Origin of the sequence: Spirillospora sp. NPDC052269 (genome assembly GCF_040679435.1) — a bacterium.
Lineage (GTDB): Bacteria > Actinomycetota > Actinomycetes > Streptosporangiales > Streptosporangiaceae > Spirillospora.
The window spans coordinates 87,006-103,589 of sequence record NZ_JBFAUU010000004.1 but is presented as its reverse complement, the minus strand read 5'-3'; the positions used below and the strand labels follow the sequence as shown (position 1 = coordinate 103,589).

At 72.9% G+C, this 16,584-nt stretch carries 16 protein-coding genes; 9 read left to right on the top strand and 7 right to left on the bottom strand.

What is annotated here, in order from left to right; all coding sequences use genetic code 11:
* The first annotated feature begins 59 nt into the window (after positions 1-59).
* Together AB0L06_RS09385 and AB0L06_RS09380 are read left to right on the top strand one after the other, a co-directional pair.
* A complete protein-coding gene (locus tag AB0L06_RS09385; protein WP_500230467.1) occupies positions 60-593 on the top strand; it encodes a DUF1269 domain-containing protein in 534 nt (177 codons plus the stop codon).
* A 76-nt stretch (positions 594-669) separates the two neighbouring features.
* Positions 670-1,191: a GNAT family N-acetyltransferase gene (locus tag AB0L06_RS09380; RefSeq protein ID WP_500230466.1), complete on the top strand. Its 522-nt coding sequence runs from the start codon at positions 670-672 to the stop codon at positions 1,189-1,191.
* A gap of 69 nt (positions 1,192-1,260) precedes the next feature.
* On the opposite strand, the gene AB0L06_RS09375 is transcribed toward AB0L06_RS09380, so the two are convergent.
* A complete protein-coding gene (locus AB0L06_RS09375; RefSeq protein WP_500230465.1) occupies positions 1,261-1,419 on the bottom strand; it encodes a hypothetical protein in 159 nt (52 codons plus the stop codon).
* A 399-nt stretch (positions 1,420-1,818) separates the two neighbouring features.
* Between AB0L06_RS09375 and AB0L06_RS09370 the strand changes: the two genes are divergently transcribed.
* On the top strand, positions 1,819-2,775 hold the full coding sequence (locus tag AB0L06_RS09370) for a GlxA family transcriptional regulator (RefSeq protein WP_500230464.1): 957 nt from the start codon (positions 1,819-1,821) through the stop codon (positions 2,773-2,775).
* Positions 2,775-3,374 (top strand): DJ-1/PfpI family protein, encoded by a 600-nt coding sequence (locus AB0L06_RS09365; RefSeq protein WP_500230463.1) that lies wholly within the window; start codon positions 2,775-2,777, stop codon positions 3,372-3,374. The genes AB0L06_RS09370 and AB0L06_RS09365 overlap by 1 nt, the downstream gene beginning before the upstream one ends.
* A gap of 1 nt (position 3,375) precedes the next feature.
* Here AB0L06_RS09365 and def read toward each other — a convergent pair whose 3' ends face one another.
* Positions 3,376-3,927, bottom strand: a complete 552-nt coding sequence (def, locus tag AB0L06_RS09360; RefSeq protein WP_500230462.1) for a peptide deformylase — start codon at positions 3,925-3,927, stop codon at positions 3,376-3,378.
* 67 nt (positions 3,928-3,994) lie between these two features.
* Here def and AB0L06_RS09355 point away from each other — a divergent pair, with 67 nt between their 5' ends.
* Positions 3,995-7,090 (top strand): ATP-binding protein, encoded by a 3,096-nt coding sequence (locus AB0L06_RS09355; protein ID WP_500230461.1) that lies wholly within the window; start codon positions 3,995-3,997, stop codon positions 7,088-7,090.
* 59 nt (positions 7,091-7,149) lie between these two features.
* Positions 7,150-8,400 (top strand): FAD-dependent monooxygenase, encoded by a 1,251-nt coding sequence (locus AB0L06_RS09350; RefSeq protein ID WP_500230460.1) that lies wholly within the window; start codon positions 7,150-7,152, stop codon positions 8,398-8,400.
* On the opposite strand, the gene AB0L06_RS09345 is transcribed toward AB0L06_RS09350, so the two are convergent.
* On the bottom strand, positions 8,319-9,521 hold the full coding sequence (locus AB0L06_RS09345; protein ID WP_500230459.1) for an MFS transporter: 1,203 nt from the start codon (positions 9,519-9,521) through the stop codon (positions 8,319-8,321). The genes AB0L06_RS09350 and AB0L06_RS09345 overlap by 82 nt on opposite strands.
* Before the next feature lie 121 nt (positions 9,522-9,642).
* The gene (locus AB0L06_RS09340; protein ID WP_500230458.1) at positions 9,643-10,533 is read right to left on the bottom strand and encodes a nitroreductase/quinone reductase family protein; all 891 of its coding nucleotides are present in this window, start codon (positions 10,531-10,533) and stop codon (positions 9,643-9,645) included.
* 83 nt (positions 10,534-10,616) lie between these two features.
* On the opposite strand from AB0L06_RS09340, the gene AB0L06_RS09335 reads away from it, so the two are divergent.
* The gene (locus AB0L06_RS09335; RefSeq protein WP_500230457.1) at positions 10,617-11,123 is read left to right on the top strand and encodes a MarR family winged helix-turn-helix transcriptional regulator; all 507 of its coding nucleotides are present in this window, start codon (positions 10,617-10,619) and stop codon (positions 11,121-11,123) included.
* 51 nt (positions 11,124-11,174) lie between these two features.
* Here AB0L06_RS09335 and AB0L06_RS09330 read toward each other — a convergent pair whose 3' ends face one another.
* From AB0L06_RS09330 to AB0L06_RS09320, 3 genes are all read right to left on the bottom strand, one after another.
* Positions 11,175-12,185 carry an alpha/beta hydrolase gene (locus AB0L06_RS09330; RefSeq protein ID WP_500230456.1) on the bottom strand — a complete coding sequence of 337 codons (1,011 nt, stop codon included), beginning with the start codon at positions 12,183-12,185 and terminating at the stop codon, positions 11,175-11,177.
* A gap of 228 nt (positions 12,186-12,413) precedes the next feature.
* Positions 12,414-13,007, bottom strand: coding sequence for a TetR/AcrR family transcriptional regulator (locus AB0L06_RS09325; RefSeq protein ID WP_500230455.1), 594 nt, complete (start codon positions 13,005-13,007; stop codon positions 12,414-12,416).
* Between the two features lie 17 nt (positions 13,008-13,024).
* The gene (locus AB0L06_RS09320; RefSeq protein WP_500230454.1) at positions 13,025-13,672 is read right to left on the bottom strand and encodes a maleylpyruvate isomerase family mycothiol-dependent enzyme; all 648 of its coding nucleotides are present in this window, start codon (positions 13,670-13,672) and stop codon (positions 13,025-13,027) included.
* Between the two features lie 125 nt (positions 13,673-13,797).
* Here AB0L06_RS09320 and AB0L06_RS09315 point away from each other — a divergent pair, with 125 nt between their 5' ends.
* Together AB0L06_RS09315 and AB0L06_RS09310 are read left to right on the top strand one after the other, a co-directional pair.
* Complete coding sequence (locus AB0L06_RS09315) at positions 13,798-14,616, top strand: ABC transporter ATP-binding protein (RefSeq protein WP_500230453.1); 819 nt, start codon at positions 13,798-13,800, stop codon at positions 14,614-14,616.
* A 12-nt stretch (positions 14,617-14,628) separates the two neighbouring features.
* Positions 14,629-16,554, top strand: coding sequence for an FtsX-like permease family protein (locus AB0L06_RS09310; RefSeq protein ID WP_500230452.1), 1,926 nt, complete (start codon positions 14,629-14,631; stop codon positions 16,552-16,554).
* Positions 16,555-16,584: the final 30 nt, after the last annotated feature.

The following is a 16,584-nucleotide window of genomic DNA, read 5'->3' as shown; positions in this document are numbered from 1 at the left end:
GGTATGTGTCCCTCCGGGGGACGGCGGAACGGCCGTCCGGAACGAGGGGGGAGCAGGCGATGAGTGATCTCGTGGCGATCGCCTACGACGACGTGGAGACCGCCGAGCGGGTCCGGGACAAGGTGCGGGAGCTCCAGACCCAGCACGTCATCGAGGTCTCGGACGCCGTGGTGGTGGAGCGCCGCCAGGACGGGAAGATCAAGCTGCACCAGTCGGTGAGCACCGTCGGCGCGGGCGCGGCGGGCGGTGCGCTGTGGGGAGGGCTGATCGGGCTGATCTTCCTCCAGCCGCTGATCGGCGCGGCCATCGGCGGCGCGACCGGCGCGGCCATGGGGGCCGCCACCGACATCGGCATCAACGACCGGTTCATGCGCCAACTCGGCGAGGGCCTGCGTCCGGGCGCGGCGGCGGTCTTCCTACTCATCACCAAGAGCACGCCGGACAAGGTGCTGCCCGAACTCGCGCATTTCGGCGGCCAGGTCATCCAGACCTCGCTGTCGGAGGAGCAGGAGGAGCAGCTCCGCGAAGCCCTCAAGGGACAGCCCGCGGCGCCGGAGCACCACGACTCCGGCAGCGCCATGCCCGCCGACTGACCGCCGGCCGAGTCGGCGGATGCCGGGTGACGGGCCCGGTTTGTCCTGGCCGCCCCGGTTCGGTGATCATGGACGGATGAGCGTCACGCGACTTGTCACCCTGGCCGACGCGGCCGAACTCGCCGACCTGTACAGCGCGAACCGGGAGTTCCTCGCGCCCTGGGAGCCCGTCCGCCAGGAGGACTTCTTCACCGAGGCCGGGCAGCGCGCGGGGCTGACCGTCATGCTCGACGACCACGCGCACGGGAGGGCGGTGCCGCGCGTGATCGTGGACGACGACGGTGCCATCGCCGGACGTGTCAGCCTCGTCGACATCGTCCGGGGGGCGTTCCAGTCCGGGAACCTCGGCTACTGGGTGAGCGGCACCGCGAACGGGCGCGGGCTGGCCACGCGCGCGGTCGGGGAGATCGTGGAGATCGCCTTCGACGGCCTCGGCCTGCACCGCGTGCAGGCCGCGACGCTCGTGCACAACGAGCGCTCGCAGCGGGTGCTGGGGCGCAACGGCTTCGTCCGGTACGGGATCGCGCCGGACTACTGCAAGATCGCGGGACGCTGGCAGGACCACGCGCTCTACCAGGCCATCCGCGCGGAGGGCTGAGGCAGGAGTGCCCGCCCCGCGAGGGGCGGGAGCGTCCGGCCGCCCCGTGTGGGGCGGCCGGACGGGGGCCTAGCGGCCCCGGTTGAACTGCCGGGTGGGCGTGCGGCCGGCGTTCTTGCGCCCGTGGTCCTTCACTGCGGCCGCCCGCGGGTTCTTGAAGTCGTTCTTGGACTTCTTCTTCGCGAGGGCCTTGGCGAAGGGCGTGGTGTCGTCGTTTTGGGATCGCATAAAGAATCCACCTTCCAGGCATGCTCGAATTCGGCCTGTGAAAGGCCGCGAAAAATGGTCGGCGGTCCGTGCGGGCAGGCGTCGGGCATGACTGGACGCACGCATGGGGCGTGGACAGGCATGCAGAACGAAGCCGAGGGACGGCCGAGGGAAGAGAGATGGGGAGCGGCCGCGGACGTGCGCGTCGTTCAGGACGGGCACGTGGCGGGCGGCTCAACCCGGAAGATGAATCACAGCTCCATGGCCGCAATATTAGTGGGATGCCCGGGGATGTTGTCAACCGATAATTCGCGGATTCTCGCGGAATAATGCGCGGCGCCCTGTTCGGCACGCCGTTTGGCGCGATGTGTGGGGTACGTGTCGTTGACGCCATCGCGGGCGGGCAGCACGCTTGGAGGTGTGAAGCGTGTCGTGTTCGTCGTCTACGACGGGTTCCAGTCGCTCGACCTGTCCGGTCCGTTCGAGGTGTTCTCGTTCACCGGGCGGTACGAGTGCCTGGTCGTCGCGCCCGAGGCCGGGGAGGTCCGCGCGCACAGCGGGCTGCCGGTCGTCGCGCGGCACGGCGTCGCCGGCCTCGACCCGTCCGGGGGCGTCGACACGCTCGTGGTCGTGGGCGGGGCCGGGGTGGACGCGGCCGCCGGGGACGAGGCGCTGGTCGGCTGGATCAGGGACGCGGCGCGAGGCGCCCGGCGGGTGGCGTCGGTGTGCAGCGGCGTGCTGCTGCTCGGCGCGGCCGGTCTCCTCGGCGGCAGGCGCGTCACGACGCACTGGGAGCGCGAGGAGCAGGTCCGCCGGGCGCATCCGGAGGCCGTGGTCGACTGCGACCCGATCTACGTCCGGGACGGCCGGGTCTGGACCTCGGCGGGCGTGACCGCCGGGATGGACCTCGCGCTCGCCCTGGTCGAGGACGACCTCGGCCGGGACGTCGCGCACCTGGTCGCCCGCGAGCTGGTGATGTTCCTGCGCCGGCCGGGAAGCCAGTCGCAGTTCAGCGTCCCGCTGTGGACGGCCCGTCCCTCGAGCGACCCGATCCGGATGGCCGTGGACGCGGTCAACGCCCGCCCCGGCGACCGGCACGGCATCGCCGACCTGGCCGAATGCGCCGGGCTCAGCACCCGGCAGCTGCAGCGCCGGTTCACCGCGGAGATGGGCGTCCCGCCCGGCGGATACGTCGAGCGGGTCCGGATCGAGGCGGCGCGGCGGGCGCTCGCCGAGACCGCCGAACCGGTCGAGGCGCTGGCCCGGCGGCTCGGCTTCGGCACCGGCGAGACGCTGCGCCGGGCCTTCCACCGGACGGTCGGCGTCGCGCCGTCCGACTATCGCGAACGGTTCAGATCGACGGGAAGGGACGTCTGATGACGACTCAGGGACTGACCTATGGACTGCTGTTGTTCGACGGCGCGGAGGAGCTCGACTTCGCCGGCCCGTGGGAGGTCTTCACGGCCTCCTCGATGGTCCGGGAGGGCGCGGACACCGCGGTGCTGATCTCCGCGACGGACGGGCCCGTCCGGTGCAACAAGGGCATGCGGGTGCTGCCGCACGCCACCTTCGACGACCACCCCGACCTGGACGTCCTGCTCGTCCCGGGCGGGAACGGGCGCGTCCGGGCCGGTCAGGACCCGGTGACCACCGGGTGGCTCGCGGCGGCCGCGGCCAAGGCCCGGTGGGTGACCAGCGTGTGCACCGGCTCGCTGCTCCTGCACGACGCCGGGCTGCTGGACGGCAGGAAGGCCGCGACGCACTGGGCCGCCGAGGACGAGCTGGACGCGCGCGAGGGCGTCACGCTCGTCCGGGGCGAGCGGTTCGTCGTGGACGGCAACGTCGTGACCAGCCAGGGCGTCTCGGCGGGCATCGACATGGCGCTGTGGCTGATCGGCCAGCTGCACGGCGTCGACCACGCGCGCGGCGTTCAGAAGTACATCCAGTACTTCCCCGAGCCGCCCTACGCCGACTGAGTCAGAGCGGCTGCTCGGCTTCGGCTTCGGCCTCGGCGCGCATCTCCTCCATCTCGCGCAGCACCTTCTTGCGGGCGCGGGTGGAGAGGCGGTCGATGTAGAGCTTGCCGTTCAGGTGGTCGGTCTCGTGCTGGAGGCAGCGGGCGAGCAGCCCCGTCCCCTCGACGGTGATCGGGTTGCCCTCGAGGTCGAAGCCGTGGCACGTGGCGCGGTCCGGGCGGGCGAGCGGCGCGTGCGGGCCGGGCACCGACAGGCAGCCCTCGTCGCCGTCGTCGAGGTGCCGGTCCGGGCCCTCGGGCAGGACGACCGTGGGGTTGCAGACGACGCCCTTCTGGTGGACGTCGTCCGCGTCCGGGCAGTCGTAGACGAAGATGCGCAGGTCGACGTCGATCTGGTTCGCGGCGAGCCCGACGCCGTCGGCCTCGTACATGCTGGCGAACATGTCGTCCGCCAGGGCCGCGAGGTCGGCGTCGTAGCTCTCCACCGGACGCAGGGGGCGGTGGAGGATCGGCTCCCCCACCACGGTGATCGGTCGTGCCTGTCCGCTCGTCATGGCCTGCATGGTAGCCAGCCGAGGGTCCAACCTGCGCAAAGGGCGGTTCGGGACGATAATCACGGTCATGCGGTTCGGGGTTCTCGGGTCGACGGCGGCGTGGCGGACGGACGGGACACAGGTCCCGCTCGGTGGCCCGGCTCGCCGTGCCCTGCTGGCGTTGTTGCTGGTCAGGCCGGGTGAGGCGGCGTCCGCGGAGGGCCTGGCAGACGAGCTCTACCCGGGGGACGGGCAGGGCGGCCGGGGTGGTCCGGCGCACGCGCTCCAGTCGCAGGTGTCGCGGCTGCGGGGCGTCCTGCGTCCGGACGCCGACATCGAGAGCACCCCGGCCGGATACCGCCTGACCAGCGCCGACACGGACGCGGCCCGGTTCGAGGCGCTCGCGGACGACGGCCGCGCGGCGCTCGCCGCCGGGGACGCGTCCCGGGCCGCCGACCTGCTCGCCGAGGCGCTCGGCCTGTGGCGCGGCCCGGCCTTCGCGGACGCGGCGGAGACGACGTCCGGCGGCGCCGCGGCCACCCGCCTGGACGAGCTGCGCTTCGCCGCGCTCGTCGCCCGCGCCGAGGCGGATCTGGCGCTCGGCCGCCACGACGCCGCCGTCGTCGAGCTGCGCGATCTGATCGCGCGGCATCCGCTGCGCGAGGACCTGCGCGCCCTGCTGATGCGGGCGCTCGCGGCGGGCGGACGGCAGGCCGAGGCGCTCACCTTCTTCGAGGAGACCCGTGTCCTGCTGGCGGACGAGCTGGGCGCCGACCCGTCGCCCGAGCTGACCGCGCTCCACCAGGCCCTCCTCCAGGGCGCGCCCGCCGCGCCGCCCCCGGCCGCCAGGCACCCGAGGACGGCCCGCCCCGGCACTCCCATCAGCGGTTTCGTCGGACGGGACGACGACGTCGCCGGTGTGCTGGACGGCCTGGCGTCCGGACGGCTCGTCACCCTCTTCGGCCCGGGCGGCGTCGGCAAGACGCGGCTGTCCGGGGAGGTCGCGCGGCGCTGGGACGGCGAGGTCGCGTTCGCGCCGCTCGCGCCCGTCGCCGATCCCGCGCAGGCCGTGATCCAGGCCCTCGGCCTGCGCGAACACGGCCTGCTGGGCGGCCCCGGGGCCGATCCCGACCCCGAGGAGCGGCTGGTCGCCGCGCTCGCCGAACGCGATCTGCTGCTCGTCCTGGACAACTGCGAGCATGTCGTCGCGGACGCGGCGAACCTGGCCTGGCGTCTCCTCTCCGAGTGCCCTGACCTGCGGATCCTCGCGACGAGCCGGGAGCCGCTGGACGTGGCGGGCGAGCGCCTGTGGCAGGTCCGGCCGCTCCCGCAGGACGACGCGGTGCGGCTGTTCGAGGAGCGGGCCAGGGCCGCGCGCCGCGACGTCGTCCTGCCCGGGGCGCTCGTCCGGAAGGTCTGCGCCGCGCTGGACGATCTGCCGCTCGCGATCGAGCTGGCGGCGGCCCGGCTGCGCACGCACGAGCTGTCGGACGTGGCGGAGCGCCTGGACGACCGGTTCGCGCTGCTCGCGCGGGGCAGCCGCACCGCCGACGCCCGGCACCGGACGCTCCGCGCCGTCGTCGACTGGAGCTGGGAGCTGCTGACCGAGGACGAACGCGCGGCGGCCCGCCGGTTCACCGTGTTCGCCGGGGGAGCGACCGCCGCGACCGCGCTCGCCGTCGCGCGCGCGGACGAGGAGACCCTGACGGCCCTCGCCGACCGCTCCCTGCTCGACTTCTCCCAGGGCCGCTACCGGATGCTGGAGACGATCCGCGCCTACGGGACGGAGAAGCTGGACGAAGCGGGCGAGGCGGACGAGATCCACGCCGCGCACGCCGCCCACCTCCTCGCCCTCACCGCGGGCGCCGACCTCCTCGGGTCCGGGCAGCTCGCGGCCCTCGACCGGCTCGCCGCCGAGCACGACGACCTGTTCGCCGCGCTCCGCCGGGCCATCGGCGCCGGACGGGCCGGGACCGCGTCCCGCCTGCTCACGGCCATGTCGATCTACCTCTGGATCCGGGGCCTGGCGGGCTCGGCCGCGCCGCTCGCCGCCGCGATCCTGGACCTCCCGGACGCCGACCGCCCCGGCTCCGGGCCGCCGCCCGAGGAGTACGCCGTCTGCGTCACGATCGCCGGGACGCACGCGACCGAGCGGCAGCGCGAGCGCGCCGCGTCCGCGCTGGCCGAGGCGGAACGTCCGCTGAGGAACTCCATGGCCGCGCTGCAGTGGCTCATGAACTCGGTCGGCGGCGGTGACGTGAGCGTCCAGTTCAGGACGCTGATGGCCGAGCGTGAGAGCCCGGACCGCTGGGCGCGGTCGGCGGCGCACCTGATGTCCGGCTACCCGCAGCTCGCGCAGGGCGACCTCGCGCAGGCCGAGCAGGAGTACCAGACGGCCGCCGACGGCTTCCGTGAGCTGGGCGAACGCTGGGGGACGGCCCTCGCTCTGGACGCCCTGGCCGGGCTCGCCGCGATGGCCGGGGACACCGCCCGCGCGGTCGCCCTCACCGACGAGGCGCTGGCGCTCGCCGGGGAACTCGGCGCGGCCGACGACACGGCCGACCTGCTCTGCAACCGCGGCGACCTCCGCGCGGCGGACGACCCGGAGGCCGCCCGGGCCGACTACGCCGAGGCCGCCGCCGTGGCCCGGCGCGCGGGAAACGCCACCTGCCTCGCCGCCGCCTTGCGCGGGCTAGCCGACATGGCCTTGGCCAAGGGCGACAAGGACGAAGCCCAACACCTCTACGAAGAGGCCCTGGAGCACTTCGACCCGACCTGGGTGAAGAGCGTGGGCAACCGCGTCCGCACCCTCATCGGCCTAGGACGCATCGCCGAACCCGCCCCGAAGGCCGCCGACCTCTACCTCCAGGCCGTTGAAGTGGCCGCCACCATCGGCGCGCTATCGGAAGCCGCTCGTGCCGTCGTCGCCCTCGCGCGCGTGCGCGAAGGGGAGGAGGCTGCTCGCCTGCTCGGCGCTGCGACCGTCCTACGCGGAATGGACGCGGTGAACGATCCCGACGTCACCGAGATCGAACAGGCGATGCGGGCGCGGCTCGGGGACGACGCCTACACGGCCGCCTACCGGGAGGGCCTCCGGCTCAGCCACGACGAGGTTCTGCTTCTGGCGGGGCTGTCCGAGGAGACCGTCCAGAGCACGCCACTTCACGTCCTTCCGGAGTTCTAGACGGCGGCGGTGAGCCGGCGGTGAGGTCGCGGTGAGCGGCCTCCCGCAGAGTCATGGCCATGACGAAGAACATCCTGATCTCGGGCGCCTCGGTCGCCGGTCCCGCCCTCGCCTACTGGCTCCACCGCCACGGCCACTCGGTCACGATCGTCGAGAAGGCCACCGACCTCCGTGACGGCGGCTACGCCGTCGACTTCCGGGGCAAGGCGCACCTGCGCATCCTCGAGGAGATGGGCGTGCTGGAGGACATCCGCCGCGAGCAGACCCACACCGGCGCGATGGTCTACGTGAACACGAACGGCAAGAAACTGGCGTCCATGCCCGCCGACCTGTTCGCGGGCGACGTGGAGATCCTGCGCGGCGACCTCGCCCGCATCCTGTTCGAGAAGACCGCGCCGTACACCCGGTACGTCTTCGGCGACTCGATCGCCCGCCTGGACGAGGACCCCCACGGCGTGACCGTCACCTTCGACAGCGGCCAGGCCGGACGCTACGACCTGGTCATCGGCGCGGACGGCCTGCACTCCAACGTCCGGCGGCTCGCGTTCGGGCCGGAACAGGACCACGTGTCCCACCTCGGCCTCTATTGCGCGATCTTCACCGTCCCGAACTACCTCGGCATCGACCACGCGGGCCTCGCCCACACCACGCCCGGCAAGGTCCTCACGATGTACAGCGCGCGGGAGAACACCGAGGCCAAGGCCGTGTTCTACTTCTCCGCGCCCCTCACCGACATCGACCGCCGGGACGTCGGGGCGCAGCAGCGGCTGCTCGCCGAGACGTTCGCGGGCAGCGGCTGGGAGGCCGACCGGCTGCTCGGCATGATGGCGGACGCCCCCGACTTCTACTTCGACTCGGTCAGCCAGGTCCGCATGGACGGCTGGACGCGCGGCCGCGTCGCCCTCCTCGGGGACGCCGCGTACTGCCCGTCCTCCCTCTCCGGGATGGGCACCGGCCTCGCCATGGTCGCCGCGTACGTCCTCGCGGGCGAGCTGGCCGAGGCCGGTGGCGACCACCACGTCGCGTTCGCCCGCTACGAGGAGGCGATGCGCGAGTACGTCGCGGGATGCCAGAAGCAGGGGCAGGGCGTCGCGAAGATGATGGTCCCGGAGAACCGCGTGATCGCGTGGCTGCTCCGGCAGAACTACAAGCTCATGCCGTACATGCCGGGCAAGAAGATGATCGCGAACAGCGTCCGGAAGACGGCCGAGAACATCGCGCTGCGGACCTACCGGGTGCGGCGGTCGAGCCAGACCGGGACGATCGTGAGCGCGAGCAGCCCGGCCGTGATGGCGAACCCGCCCGCGTAGGACGCGACGGACACCACGATGCCGAACCCGACCGCGCCGACGCCCATCCCGCCGTCGTACGCGATGTTCCAGAGCGCGCTGACCCGGCCGAACTCCGGCCGGGTCACGCGGCCGAGCATCAGCGCGAGCGTGGCCGTCTGCGCGATGCCGAACCCGGCCCCGAACAGGCCAGGCCCGAGGATCACCGCGACCGGGTTGCCCGTCCACACCAGCGTCGCCGCCCCGGCCGTGGTCAGCAGGACCATCGGGACGAGCAGCGGCCGCGCCCCGTACCGGTCGGCGAACCGCCCCGACAGCCAGCGCGTGACCGCCGTCGCGAGGGACTGGGCGAACAGCGACCCGGCCACCAGCCCGGCCGTCGCGCCGTGCACCGCGAGCGGCAGGAACGTCTGGAGCACGCCGGTGGTGAACGTGATCGCCGCGAAGATGATCGCGGGCCGTGCCAGCTCGGGCCGCAGGGCGGCGGCGAGCAGCCCGCCGTGCTCGGCCGGCTCGTCCTCGCCCGCCTCGCCCTCGCTCGCGCCGCGCACGCCCGGGAGCCCGCCCGCGACGGCCAGCGGGACGACCGCGACCACCGCCGCCGCCACGAACAGCACCCGGAACCCCGTGTGCTCGCTGAGCCAGATCCCCAGCGGCAGGCAGGACAGCGCGGGGACCCCGACCGCGATCCCGTAGACGCCGAGCGCCTCGCTCCGCCGTTCGGGCGCGACGGTCTCGGCGATGAGCGCCGTGCCCGCGACGACCATGATCCCGAGCCCCGCGCCGCGCAGCGCGCACGCCAGCAGGACGACGGGCAGCGCGCTCGACGTGAGCGGCAGCAGCGCCGGAACCCCCATCAGGAGGAGGCCGGCGGTGAGCGTCAGGCGGTAGCCGTAGCGGCTCGCCAGCCGCGGCGTCACCGGCTCCAGCAGGATGGTCGCGAGCATCATCGTGCCGGTGGTCAGCCCGGCCCCGAACCCGCCGCCGCCGTGCCGCGCCGCGAACAGCGGAAGCGTCGACATCAGCAGGTAGCAGCTGGCCATCCCGCCGAACGAGAGCACGCACATCGTCACGTAGGCGCGGGTGAAGATCGGGGGCCGGACGGTCTCGGGTGTCCGGGTCGGGACATCCTGGACGCTCACAGGCACGCTCCTCGCGAGGCAGGGTCGATGGGATTTCCATCGTCCGCCGAGGGGACGGTCCGGAAATCAGGCAATAACCCTATTTTCCCGGCTCCCCGTCGTGGGACGGCCCCCGCGAGCGCTAAGCCGGTCGCGTTCCGGCAGGTGAGGCTCCGGCCGGGCCGCGGAGCGCGGCGGGGTCGACGACGTCCAGGACGGGGAGGAGGCGGCGCTCCTCGTCGGCGAAGTGGGCGTCGATCTCGTCCGCCAGCCGTGAGATCTCCTCGAGCCGCCGGCCGGGGTCGAGGTCGGTCCGGGTGCAGAGGGACTCCAGCTCGGCGCGCTTCTCGGCGAGGACGACGTGCTGGCGGCGCAGTTCGTCCAGCATCGGGGCGAGGGCCGGATACAGCCGCTCGATGCGCGGGAAGACGCCCTCCTCCTTGCCGTGGTGCGACTCCAGGTCACCGCACACGGTCAGGCAGTGCGAGCGCAGCTGCTCCAGCAGTGTCGGCGTCGGCTCGGCGCCGAAGGCGGCGGCCTCGAAGAGGTCGCGGAGCGCGGTCCGGAGGTCCTCGTGGACGCGGGCGAGCTGGGCGCCGATCGCGTTCTCGCGCGCCGCGTCCACCTTGTACAGGACGACGACCGGGAACGTCCGGGTCGTCCGTTCCCGGTACGCGGCGAACGCCTCGGACGACTCGGCCATCCGCGCGAACAGCCGGTCCCGCTCCTCGCCGTGCGCCGGGATCGCGGTCGCCGTGTACGTGGACGTCCCGATCTCGACGGTGACGCGCGGGTCCTCGACCAGGTTCCGGAACCAGAGCGGGTCGTGGTCGCTGCCCGCGTTGGTGGCGAAGACGACGGGACGTCCGTGACCGTCCTCCTGGTAGGCGAGGGGCGCGGTCCGCGGCTCGCCGGAGCGGGCGCCGGTGGTGGTGAGCAGCAGCAGCGGCGTCCCGGCGAAGTACCCGCCGACCTTCCCGCCGTTGGCCCGGAACTCCTCGACGATCGGACGGTTGCGCTCGGTGTGGGTCATGTCCCTGGCCTCCGCTTTATGCTGAACCCGGCGAATCATGTTTGCTTTGCAAGCAAATCTACTTTGGATGCAAAGGTATCTGTATGTCAACGGGCCGGGAGTCCAAGGGGGCGGACGTCCATGCCGAAGGTTCGGACGTCCACGCCGGGGGTGCGGATGTCGAGACCGGCATCCGCGCGATGCTGCTGCTCATGCCGCGTCTGATCGGCCGGACGAAGAAGCTGCCGCCGCCGGAGTCGCTGTCCGGGTTCGCGCTGGCGCCGCGCCACCTCTCCCTGCTCGGCTACCTGGTCTTCGACGGCCCGATGCCGGTGAACGCGCTGGCCGAGCGCCTGGAGGTGGCCCCGACCACGGTCAGCCTCATGGTCGGCGACCTCAGCCGCCAGGGCATCCTGGAGCGCCGCGCGGACGACGCCGACCGACGCCGCACGATCGTCGCGATCGCCCCCGACCACGTCGACGCCATCCACCGCTGGCTGGCCCGAGGCGCGGACGCCTGGCGCACCGCGCTCGAACCCCTCACCCCGTCCGAGCGCCAGGTCTTCATCGAGACCATCCGCCGCTACGAGGACGCCACCAGGGACCTCTGAACAGGCGTGAGGCCCGGACGGTCCGTCCGGGCCTCTCTTCAAGGTCGGGGCCTACCGGCCGGGGACCGGGGCCTCCAGGTTCTTGGTGAACCAGGCGAGGATGTCCGGCAGCAGCTTCTGGAGGTCGGCGGTGTAGTGCCCGCCGTTCTTCTGGATCTCCACCTGGGCGGTCGTGGGGGACTGGACGAGCCGCTTGAACGCCATGATCCGCTCCTTGTCGGAACGGAACAGCTTGCGGTCGCCCGCGAGGAGGAACAGCCGCACGTCCGGCCGCTTCCTGATCATCTCGGCGGGGGCGTTCGCGCGCATCTGCTGCGGCGTCCAGCGCGGGCCCGCCTGCGGCTCGGGCACGAAGTACCCGGCCCACGACATCGCCGCGCGGTAGCGGTCGGGGTGCTGGAGGGCCAGCTTCACCGCGCAGAACGCGCCGGACGACGCGCCGCCGAGACCCCAGCCGTCGCGTCCGGGGAGCGTGCGGAAGTTGGCCTTCACCATCCTGTAGACGTCGTCGCCCAGGAACGTGCCCATCTTCGGCATGCCCGGGATGTCACTGCACTCGGTGTCCTGGCGCGTCGACATCTGGAGCACCGGCATGACCATGATGAACGGGTGGGCCTTGTGCCGCTTCTCCATCTGGACGGCCGTCTTCTGCATGGGCTCGACCTCTTCGTGAGCCCAGAAGTTGTAGTTCACCCCGGTGTTGCCGGTGTAGAGCATCAGAACCGGGAAGCCGCTCCTGGCGTAGCGCGGGTTCTTGTACTCCGGCGGTAGCCACACCCACACCTTGCCCGTGACGCCGGACTTCGCGCCCTTGAGCGTGGTGACCATGATCGGGCCGCCGGACGTCTTGTGCGAGAAGGTGAAGTGCGCCTTCGGGCCGGTCGGCATCTCGACGGGCGGCTCGGTGCGTCCGGCGGGCGCCGCGGGCGCGGGCGTCGTGGACGACGCCGGCGGCGGTGCGGCCTTGGCGCCGCTCGAACCGCACGCGGCGACCGTCGACGCGATGAGTGCGATGGCGGCGAGCGCGGCCCCGATTCCGCGCGTCCTCGGTCGTGGTTCCAATTCTGGCCTCCCCGTAGGCCGTCCTCTGTATGTCCGAAACAGATCACAGAAGCACACGAACGGGCAGGAGCATAGGACTGGCGGGGTGAAAGGCGAAAGTTCCGCCAATGGTCACCTACTCGTACATGCCGGGTGAGAGAGCCGAACCGACCCCGGTCACCGCGAACCCATGCCTATCGGTATTTGCGCAACCACGCAACTTTGTGCCCCGGGGGGAGGGAGTGCGCCTCAAGGGGTGAGGAGGCGGGTGATGAGGACGTCCATGGCCGCGCCGATCTCCGCGCGGGCCGCGGCCTGGTCGGACGCGACGGCGATCGCCGCCCCGGACTGGTTGGCTGCACCGAACAGCAGGTGGGCGAGGGCGTCGGCGCGTCCGGGCGGGACGAGCCCGAGCCGCTCGGCCTCGCGCAGTCCCGTGCGCATCGGCCTGCGGGCGCAGAACGGGTCGTCGTAGGTGACCGACCTCTCCCAGCCGAGGACGAGCGGGCCCTCGCGCAGCAGGACGCGCTGGACGTGCGGCTCCAGGCAGGCGTCCAGGTAGGCGGCCATGCCCGCGCGCAGCCGGTCCGCGGGGGTGGCCTCCGCGGCCTGCGCGGCGGCGGCGCAGCGGCCCGCGACCTCCCGCTGGACCTGCTGGTAGGCGGCCTCGAACAGGGCCTCCTTGTCGGCGAAGTGGTGGTAGAGCGCGCCCCTCGTGACGCCCGCCGCCTTCACCACGGCCGTCGTGGACGTCCCGGCGAAACCGTGCTCGGTGAACAGGGCGACGGCCGTGTCCACGAGCCGCTGCCGCGTCGCGTCGCCCTGTTCGACCTTCTTGCTCATGAGCACATGCTAGGGACCTATTTACCGTGGACGTTCACCTGAGCGGGGAGGCCCAGGGCGGACGAGTCGAGCCGTCCGGTCGCGACGAGGACGAACCGGTGCGGGTCGCCGGTCACGACCGTCCCGCCGCCGCCGACCTCGGCCTCGGGGAAGCCGTCCAGGCGGAGCGTGACCGCGACGCGGTCCTCCAGCTCGTCGCGCAGCCAGGACAGCGCCGCGCCGAGGCCGGGCCCGGACTCGGCGGGGCGGCCGAGCGCGTCGCGGACGTCGTCGGTGTGGACGTAGGCGTCGTACCAGAGCATCGTGACGCCGTTGCCGATCGTCCGGTCGAGGGGGCCGGGCGCGGCCCACAGCTCGTCGGTCAGCCGGGTGAACCGGGACTTGAGGGCATCGACCGCCTCGCGCAGCGTCGCCGCGTACGCGGCGGGGGAGTCCTCCCGCAGCGCGACCGTCTGGTCGTCGGGGGAGCGGGTGCCCGCCGCCCCGGCGTTGACGTCCACGATGTTGCCCAGCACGTGCGCGGCGACGTCCCGGACGAGCCACCCGGTGCAGCGCGTCGGGGTGTTCCATTCGTCCTCGGTCAGGCCCTCGGCCAGGTCGGCGAAGGCGCGGAACTCGGCCAGCAGGCCGGTGACCGTCGTGTCGCGGTCGATTCGTCGGGTCATGCCGCGACCATACATACATGCAGTATGTATGTATAGGGCCGCAGGCGGGGGTGGGGACAACCCGAAGGCCGGTTCGGTGGAAGGCCCCGTTCCTGCCGAGGGGGCCGGAGAGATGGGATCGGAGCATGACGTACCCAGCCCCCCACGCCGCCGCTCCGCACGGGATGCCGCCCTTCCCGCAGGGCGCTCAACCCCTGGTCCCGCCCGCCGTCGAACTCCAGTCCGTCGTGCGCCGGTACGGTGCCGGCGACACAGCCGTCACCGCCCTGGACGGGGTGAGCATCGCCTTCCCGCCCGGCACCTGGACGGCCGTCATGGGCCCGTCCGGCTCCGGCAAGTCCACGCTGTTGCACTGCGCGGCCGGGCTCGACCGCGCCGACGAGGGACGCGTCGTCGTCGCCGGGCGCGACATCACGCGCGCGCCCGAGCACATCCTCACCGAGCTGCGCCGGCGCTCGCTCGGGTTCGTCTTCCAGAACTTCAACCTCGTCGGCGCGCTGACCGCCGAGCAGAACGTCGCGCTGCCGATGCGCCTCGCCGGGGTGCGCGTGGACCGCCGCCAGGTCCGGGCCGCGCTCGCCGACGTCGGCCTCGGCGACCGGGGGAGGCACCGTCCGCGCGAGCTGTCCGGCGGTCAGCAGCAGCGCGTCGCCATCGCGCGCGCGATCGTGACCCGCCCGGCCGTCCTGTTCGCGGACGAGCCGACCGGCGCGCTCGACTCCCGCTCCGCGCGCACCGTCCTGGGCCTGATGCGCCGCGTCGTGGACGCGCCCGTCCCGCAGGACGGCGGGCCGTCCCAGTGCGTCGTCATGGTCACGCACGACCCGGTCGCCGCCGCGGCGGCCGACGCCGTGGTGTTCCTGCGCGACGGACGCCTGGTGGACCGGCTCATCGGGGCGTCCGCCCGCGACGTCGCCGACCGTCTCGCGACCCTGGAGGACTGACCCGTGTGGCGGATGTCGTGGAGCACCTTCCGCGAGCGCTGGACGCTGTTCGCGGGGGCGCTGCTGACTGTGGTGTTCGGGGTCGGGCTCGTCCAGGCGTCGGTCATGGTGTCGCTCGGGGCGGAGAACCCGAGGATCCCGGCGGGGACGTCGCCGCGGGAGGCCGAGAGCCTGCGGGAGGCGTACGACGGCGCCGGGTCGCTGCTCGGCATGACGGCCATGCTGGCCTGCTTCCTCGCGGTGTTCATCGTCGGCTCGACCTTCGCGTTCACCGTCGCGCAGCGCCGCGCCGACCTCGCGCTGCTGCGCACGCTCGGCGGCAGCCGCCCGCAGGTGATGACGCTGCTGTTCGGCGAGGCGGTGCTGCTCGGGCTGCTCGGCTCGGCGGGCGGGATCCTGTTCGGGATCCCGCTGATGTGGGCGCAGGCGTACCTGCTGACCTCGACCGGGATCCTGCCCGGCTCGTTCGCGCCGGAGTGGGACAGCGCCGTGCTGATCGGGTCGGTCAGCGCGGGCGTCGGGATGGCGCTGACCGGGTCGATCGCCGCGACCGTCCGGGCGGCGCGGGTCCGCCCGCTGGAGGCGCTGCGCGAGATCGGCGGAGCCGCGCGGGTCATGACGCTCGGCCGCTGGATCTGGGGCGTGAGCATGCTCGCCCTGGCCGCCGTCATGGTGTCGGGCGAGGGCCAGGTGGACTTCCTCGGCGCGATGCTGATCGCGATGGGCGTGTCCTTCGCCGGGGCGATCGGGCTGAGCTCGCTGAGCCCCCTGGTCGTCCCGCTGGCCGGGCACCTGCTGCGGCCGTTCACCCGGTTCGGGCCGCTCGCCGAGCTCGCCCAGGCCAACCTGCGGGACGGCAAGCGCCGCGCCGCCGCGACCGCCGCCCCGATGATCGTGCTGACCGCGCTGGTCGTCGGGCTCATGGCGATGCTGGGCACGCAGGCCAAGGCGGGCGGCATGGACGTCAAGCGCAAGATCGTCGGCGAGTACGTGGTGACGTCCAACGGCGCGGACGCCGAGAAGATCGCTTCCGTGCCGGGCGTGCAGACGGCGTCCACGGCCGTCACCGCCGACATCGTGCTCACGGTCACCCGGTTCGAGGACGGACGGCGGCTGCACACGAAGGTCCGGTCCGGGATCCTGGCGATCGACCCGGCCGCCTACCAGGCCACGCACACCCTGAAGCCGGTCTCCGGATCGTTCGACCGGCTGCAAGGCAAGGCCGTGATCGCGGGGCCGGGATCGGCTGAGGAGGGCATCCGGACCGGCACGACCGCCATCGCCGAGGTCGGCGGCCGGAAGGAGAAGCTCAAGGTCGTCGCGCGGATGCCCGCCACCCTGGAGAACAACGCGGACGCGTTCTTCGTCCCGAACTGGCTGCTCACGCAGGACATGATCGCCAAGTCCGAGGCCGAGACGACCGTCAAGGTCGCGCCCGGGACGAACCCGGCGGACGTCGCGAACCGGCTGCGGGACCTGCGGATCGGCAAGGTCCAGACCGTCTCCGCCTGGGCGGACGCGCGGGTCGGACGGCAGATGGAGCAGAACGACAGCGTGATGATGGTCCTGATGGGCCTGTCCGCGGTCTACGCGGTCGTCGCGATCATCAACGCCATGGTCATCGCCGGGACCGAGCGCCGCCGCGAGTTCGCCGTCGCGCGGCTGACCGGGCTGTCCCGCCGCCAGGTCGTCCAGGCCGCGCTGATGGAGGCGTCCGGGGTGACGCTGATCGGGGTCGGCCTCGGGCTGCTGGTCGCGTTCGCCGCGCTCGGCGGGTTCCTGTTCGGGCCGTCCGGGACGGAGATCCTCGCCATTCCGTGGACGCTGATCGTCCTGCTGGTGCTCGGGGCGTTCGGGATCTCGACCCTGACCAGCGTCCTCACCACCCGCTCCGCGACCCGCGCCGCCCCGGTCACCCTGGCCGCCGCCCGCGAGTGACCCGGTCAGGACGCCCTCCCGCCTAGCATG

Bases quoted from the DNA above. Each gene is read 5' to 3' on its own strand.
- AB0L06_RS09385 (WP_500230467.1), top strand. From the start codon at position 60: ATGAGTGATCTCGTGGCGATCGCCTACGACGACGTGGAGACCGCCGAG.
- AB0L06_RS09380 (WP_500230466.1), top strand. From the start codon at position 670: ATGAGCGTCACGCGACTTGTCACCCTGGCCGACGCGGCCGAACTCGCC.
- AB0L06_RS09375 (WP_500230465.1), bottom strand. From the start codon at position 1,419: ATGCGATCCCAAAACGACGACACCACGCCCTTCGCCAAGGCCCTCGCG.
- AB0L06_RS09365 (WP_500230463.1), top strand. From the start codon at position 2,775: ATGACGACTCAGGGACTGACCTATGGACTGCTGTTGTTCGACGGCGCG.
- def (WP_500230462.1), bottom strand. From the start codon at position 3,927: ATGACGAGCGGACAGGCACGACCGATCACCGTGGTGGGGGAGCCGATC.
- AB0L06_RS09355 (WP_500230461.1), top strand. From the start codon at position 3,995: ATGCGGTTCGGGGTTCTCGGGTCGACGGCGGCGTGGCGGACGGACGGG.
- AB0L06_RS09350 (WP_500230460.1), top strand. From the start codon at position 7,150: ATGACGAAGAACATCCTGATCTCGGGCGCCTCGGTCGCCGGTCCCGCC.
- AB0L06_RS09340 (WP_500230458.1), bottom strand. From the start codon at position 10,533: ATGACCCACACCGAGCGCAACCGTCCGATCGTCGAGGAGTTCCGGGCC.
- AB0L06_RS09335 (WP_500230457.1), top strand. From the start codon at position 10,617: ATGTCAACGGGCCGGGAGTCCAAGGGGGCGGACGTCCATGCCGAAGGT.
- AB0L06_RS09325 (WP_500230455.1), bottom strand. From the start codon at position 13,007: ATGAGCAAGAAGGTCGAACAGGGCGACGCGACGCGGCAGCGGCTCGTG.
- AB0L06_RS09320 (WP_500230454.1), bottom strand. From the start codon at position 13,672: ATGACCCGACGAATCGACCGCGACACGACGGTCACCGGCCTGCTGGCC.
- AB0L06_RS09315 (WP_500230453.1), top strand. From the start codon at position 13,798: ATGACGTACCCAGCCCCCCACGCCGCCGCTCCGCACGGGATGCCGCCC.
- AB0L06_RS09310 (WP_500230452.1), top strand. From the start codon at position 14,629: ATGTCGTGGAGCACCTTCCGCGAGCGCTGGACGCTGTTCGCGGGGGCG.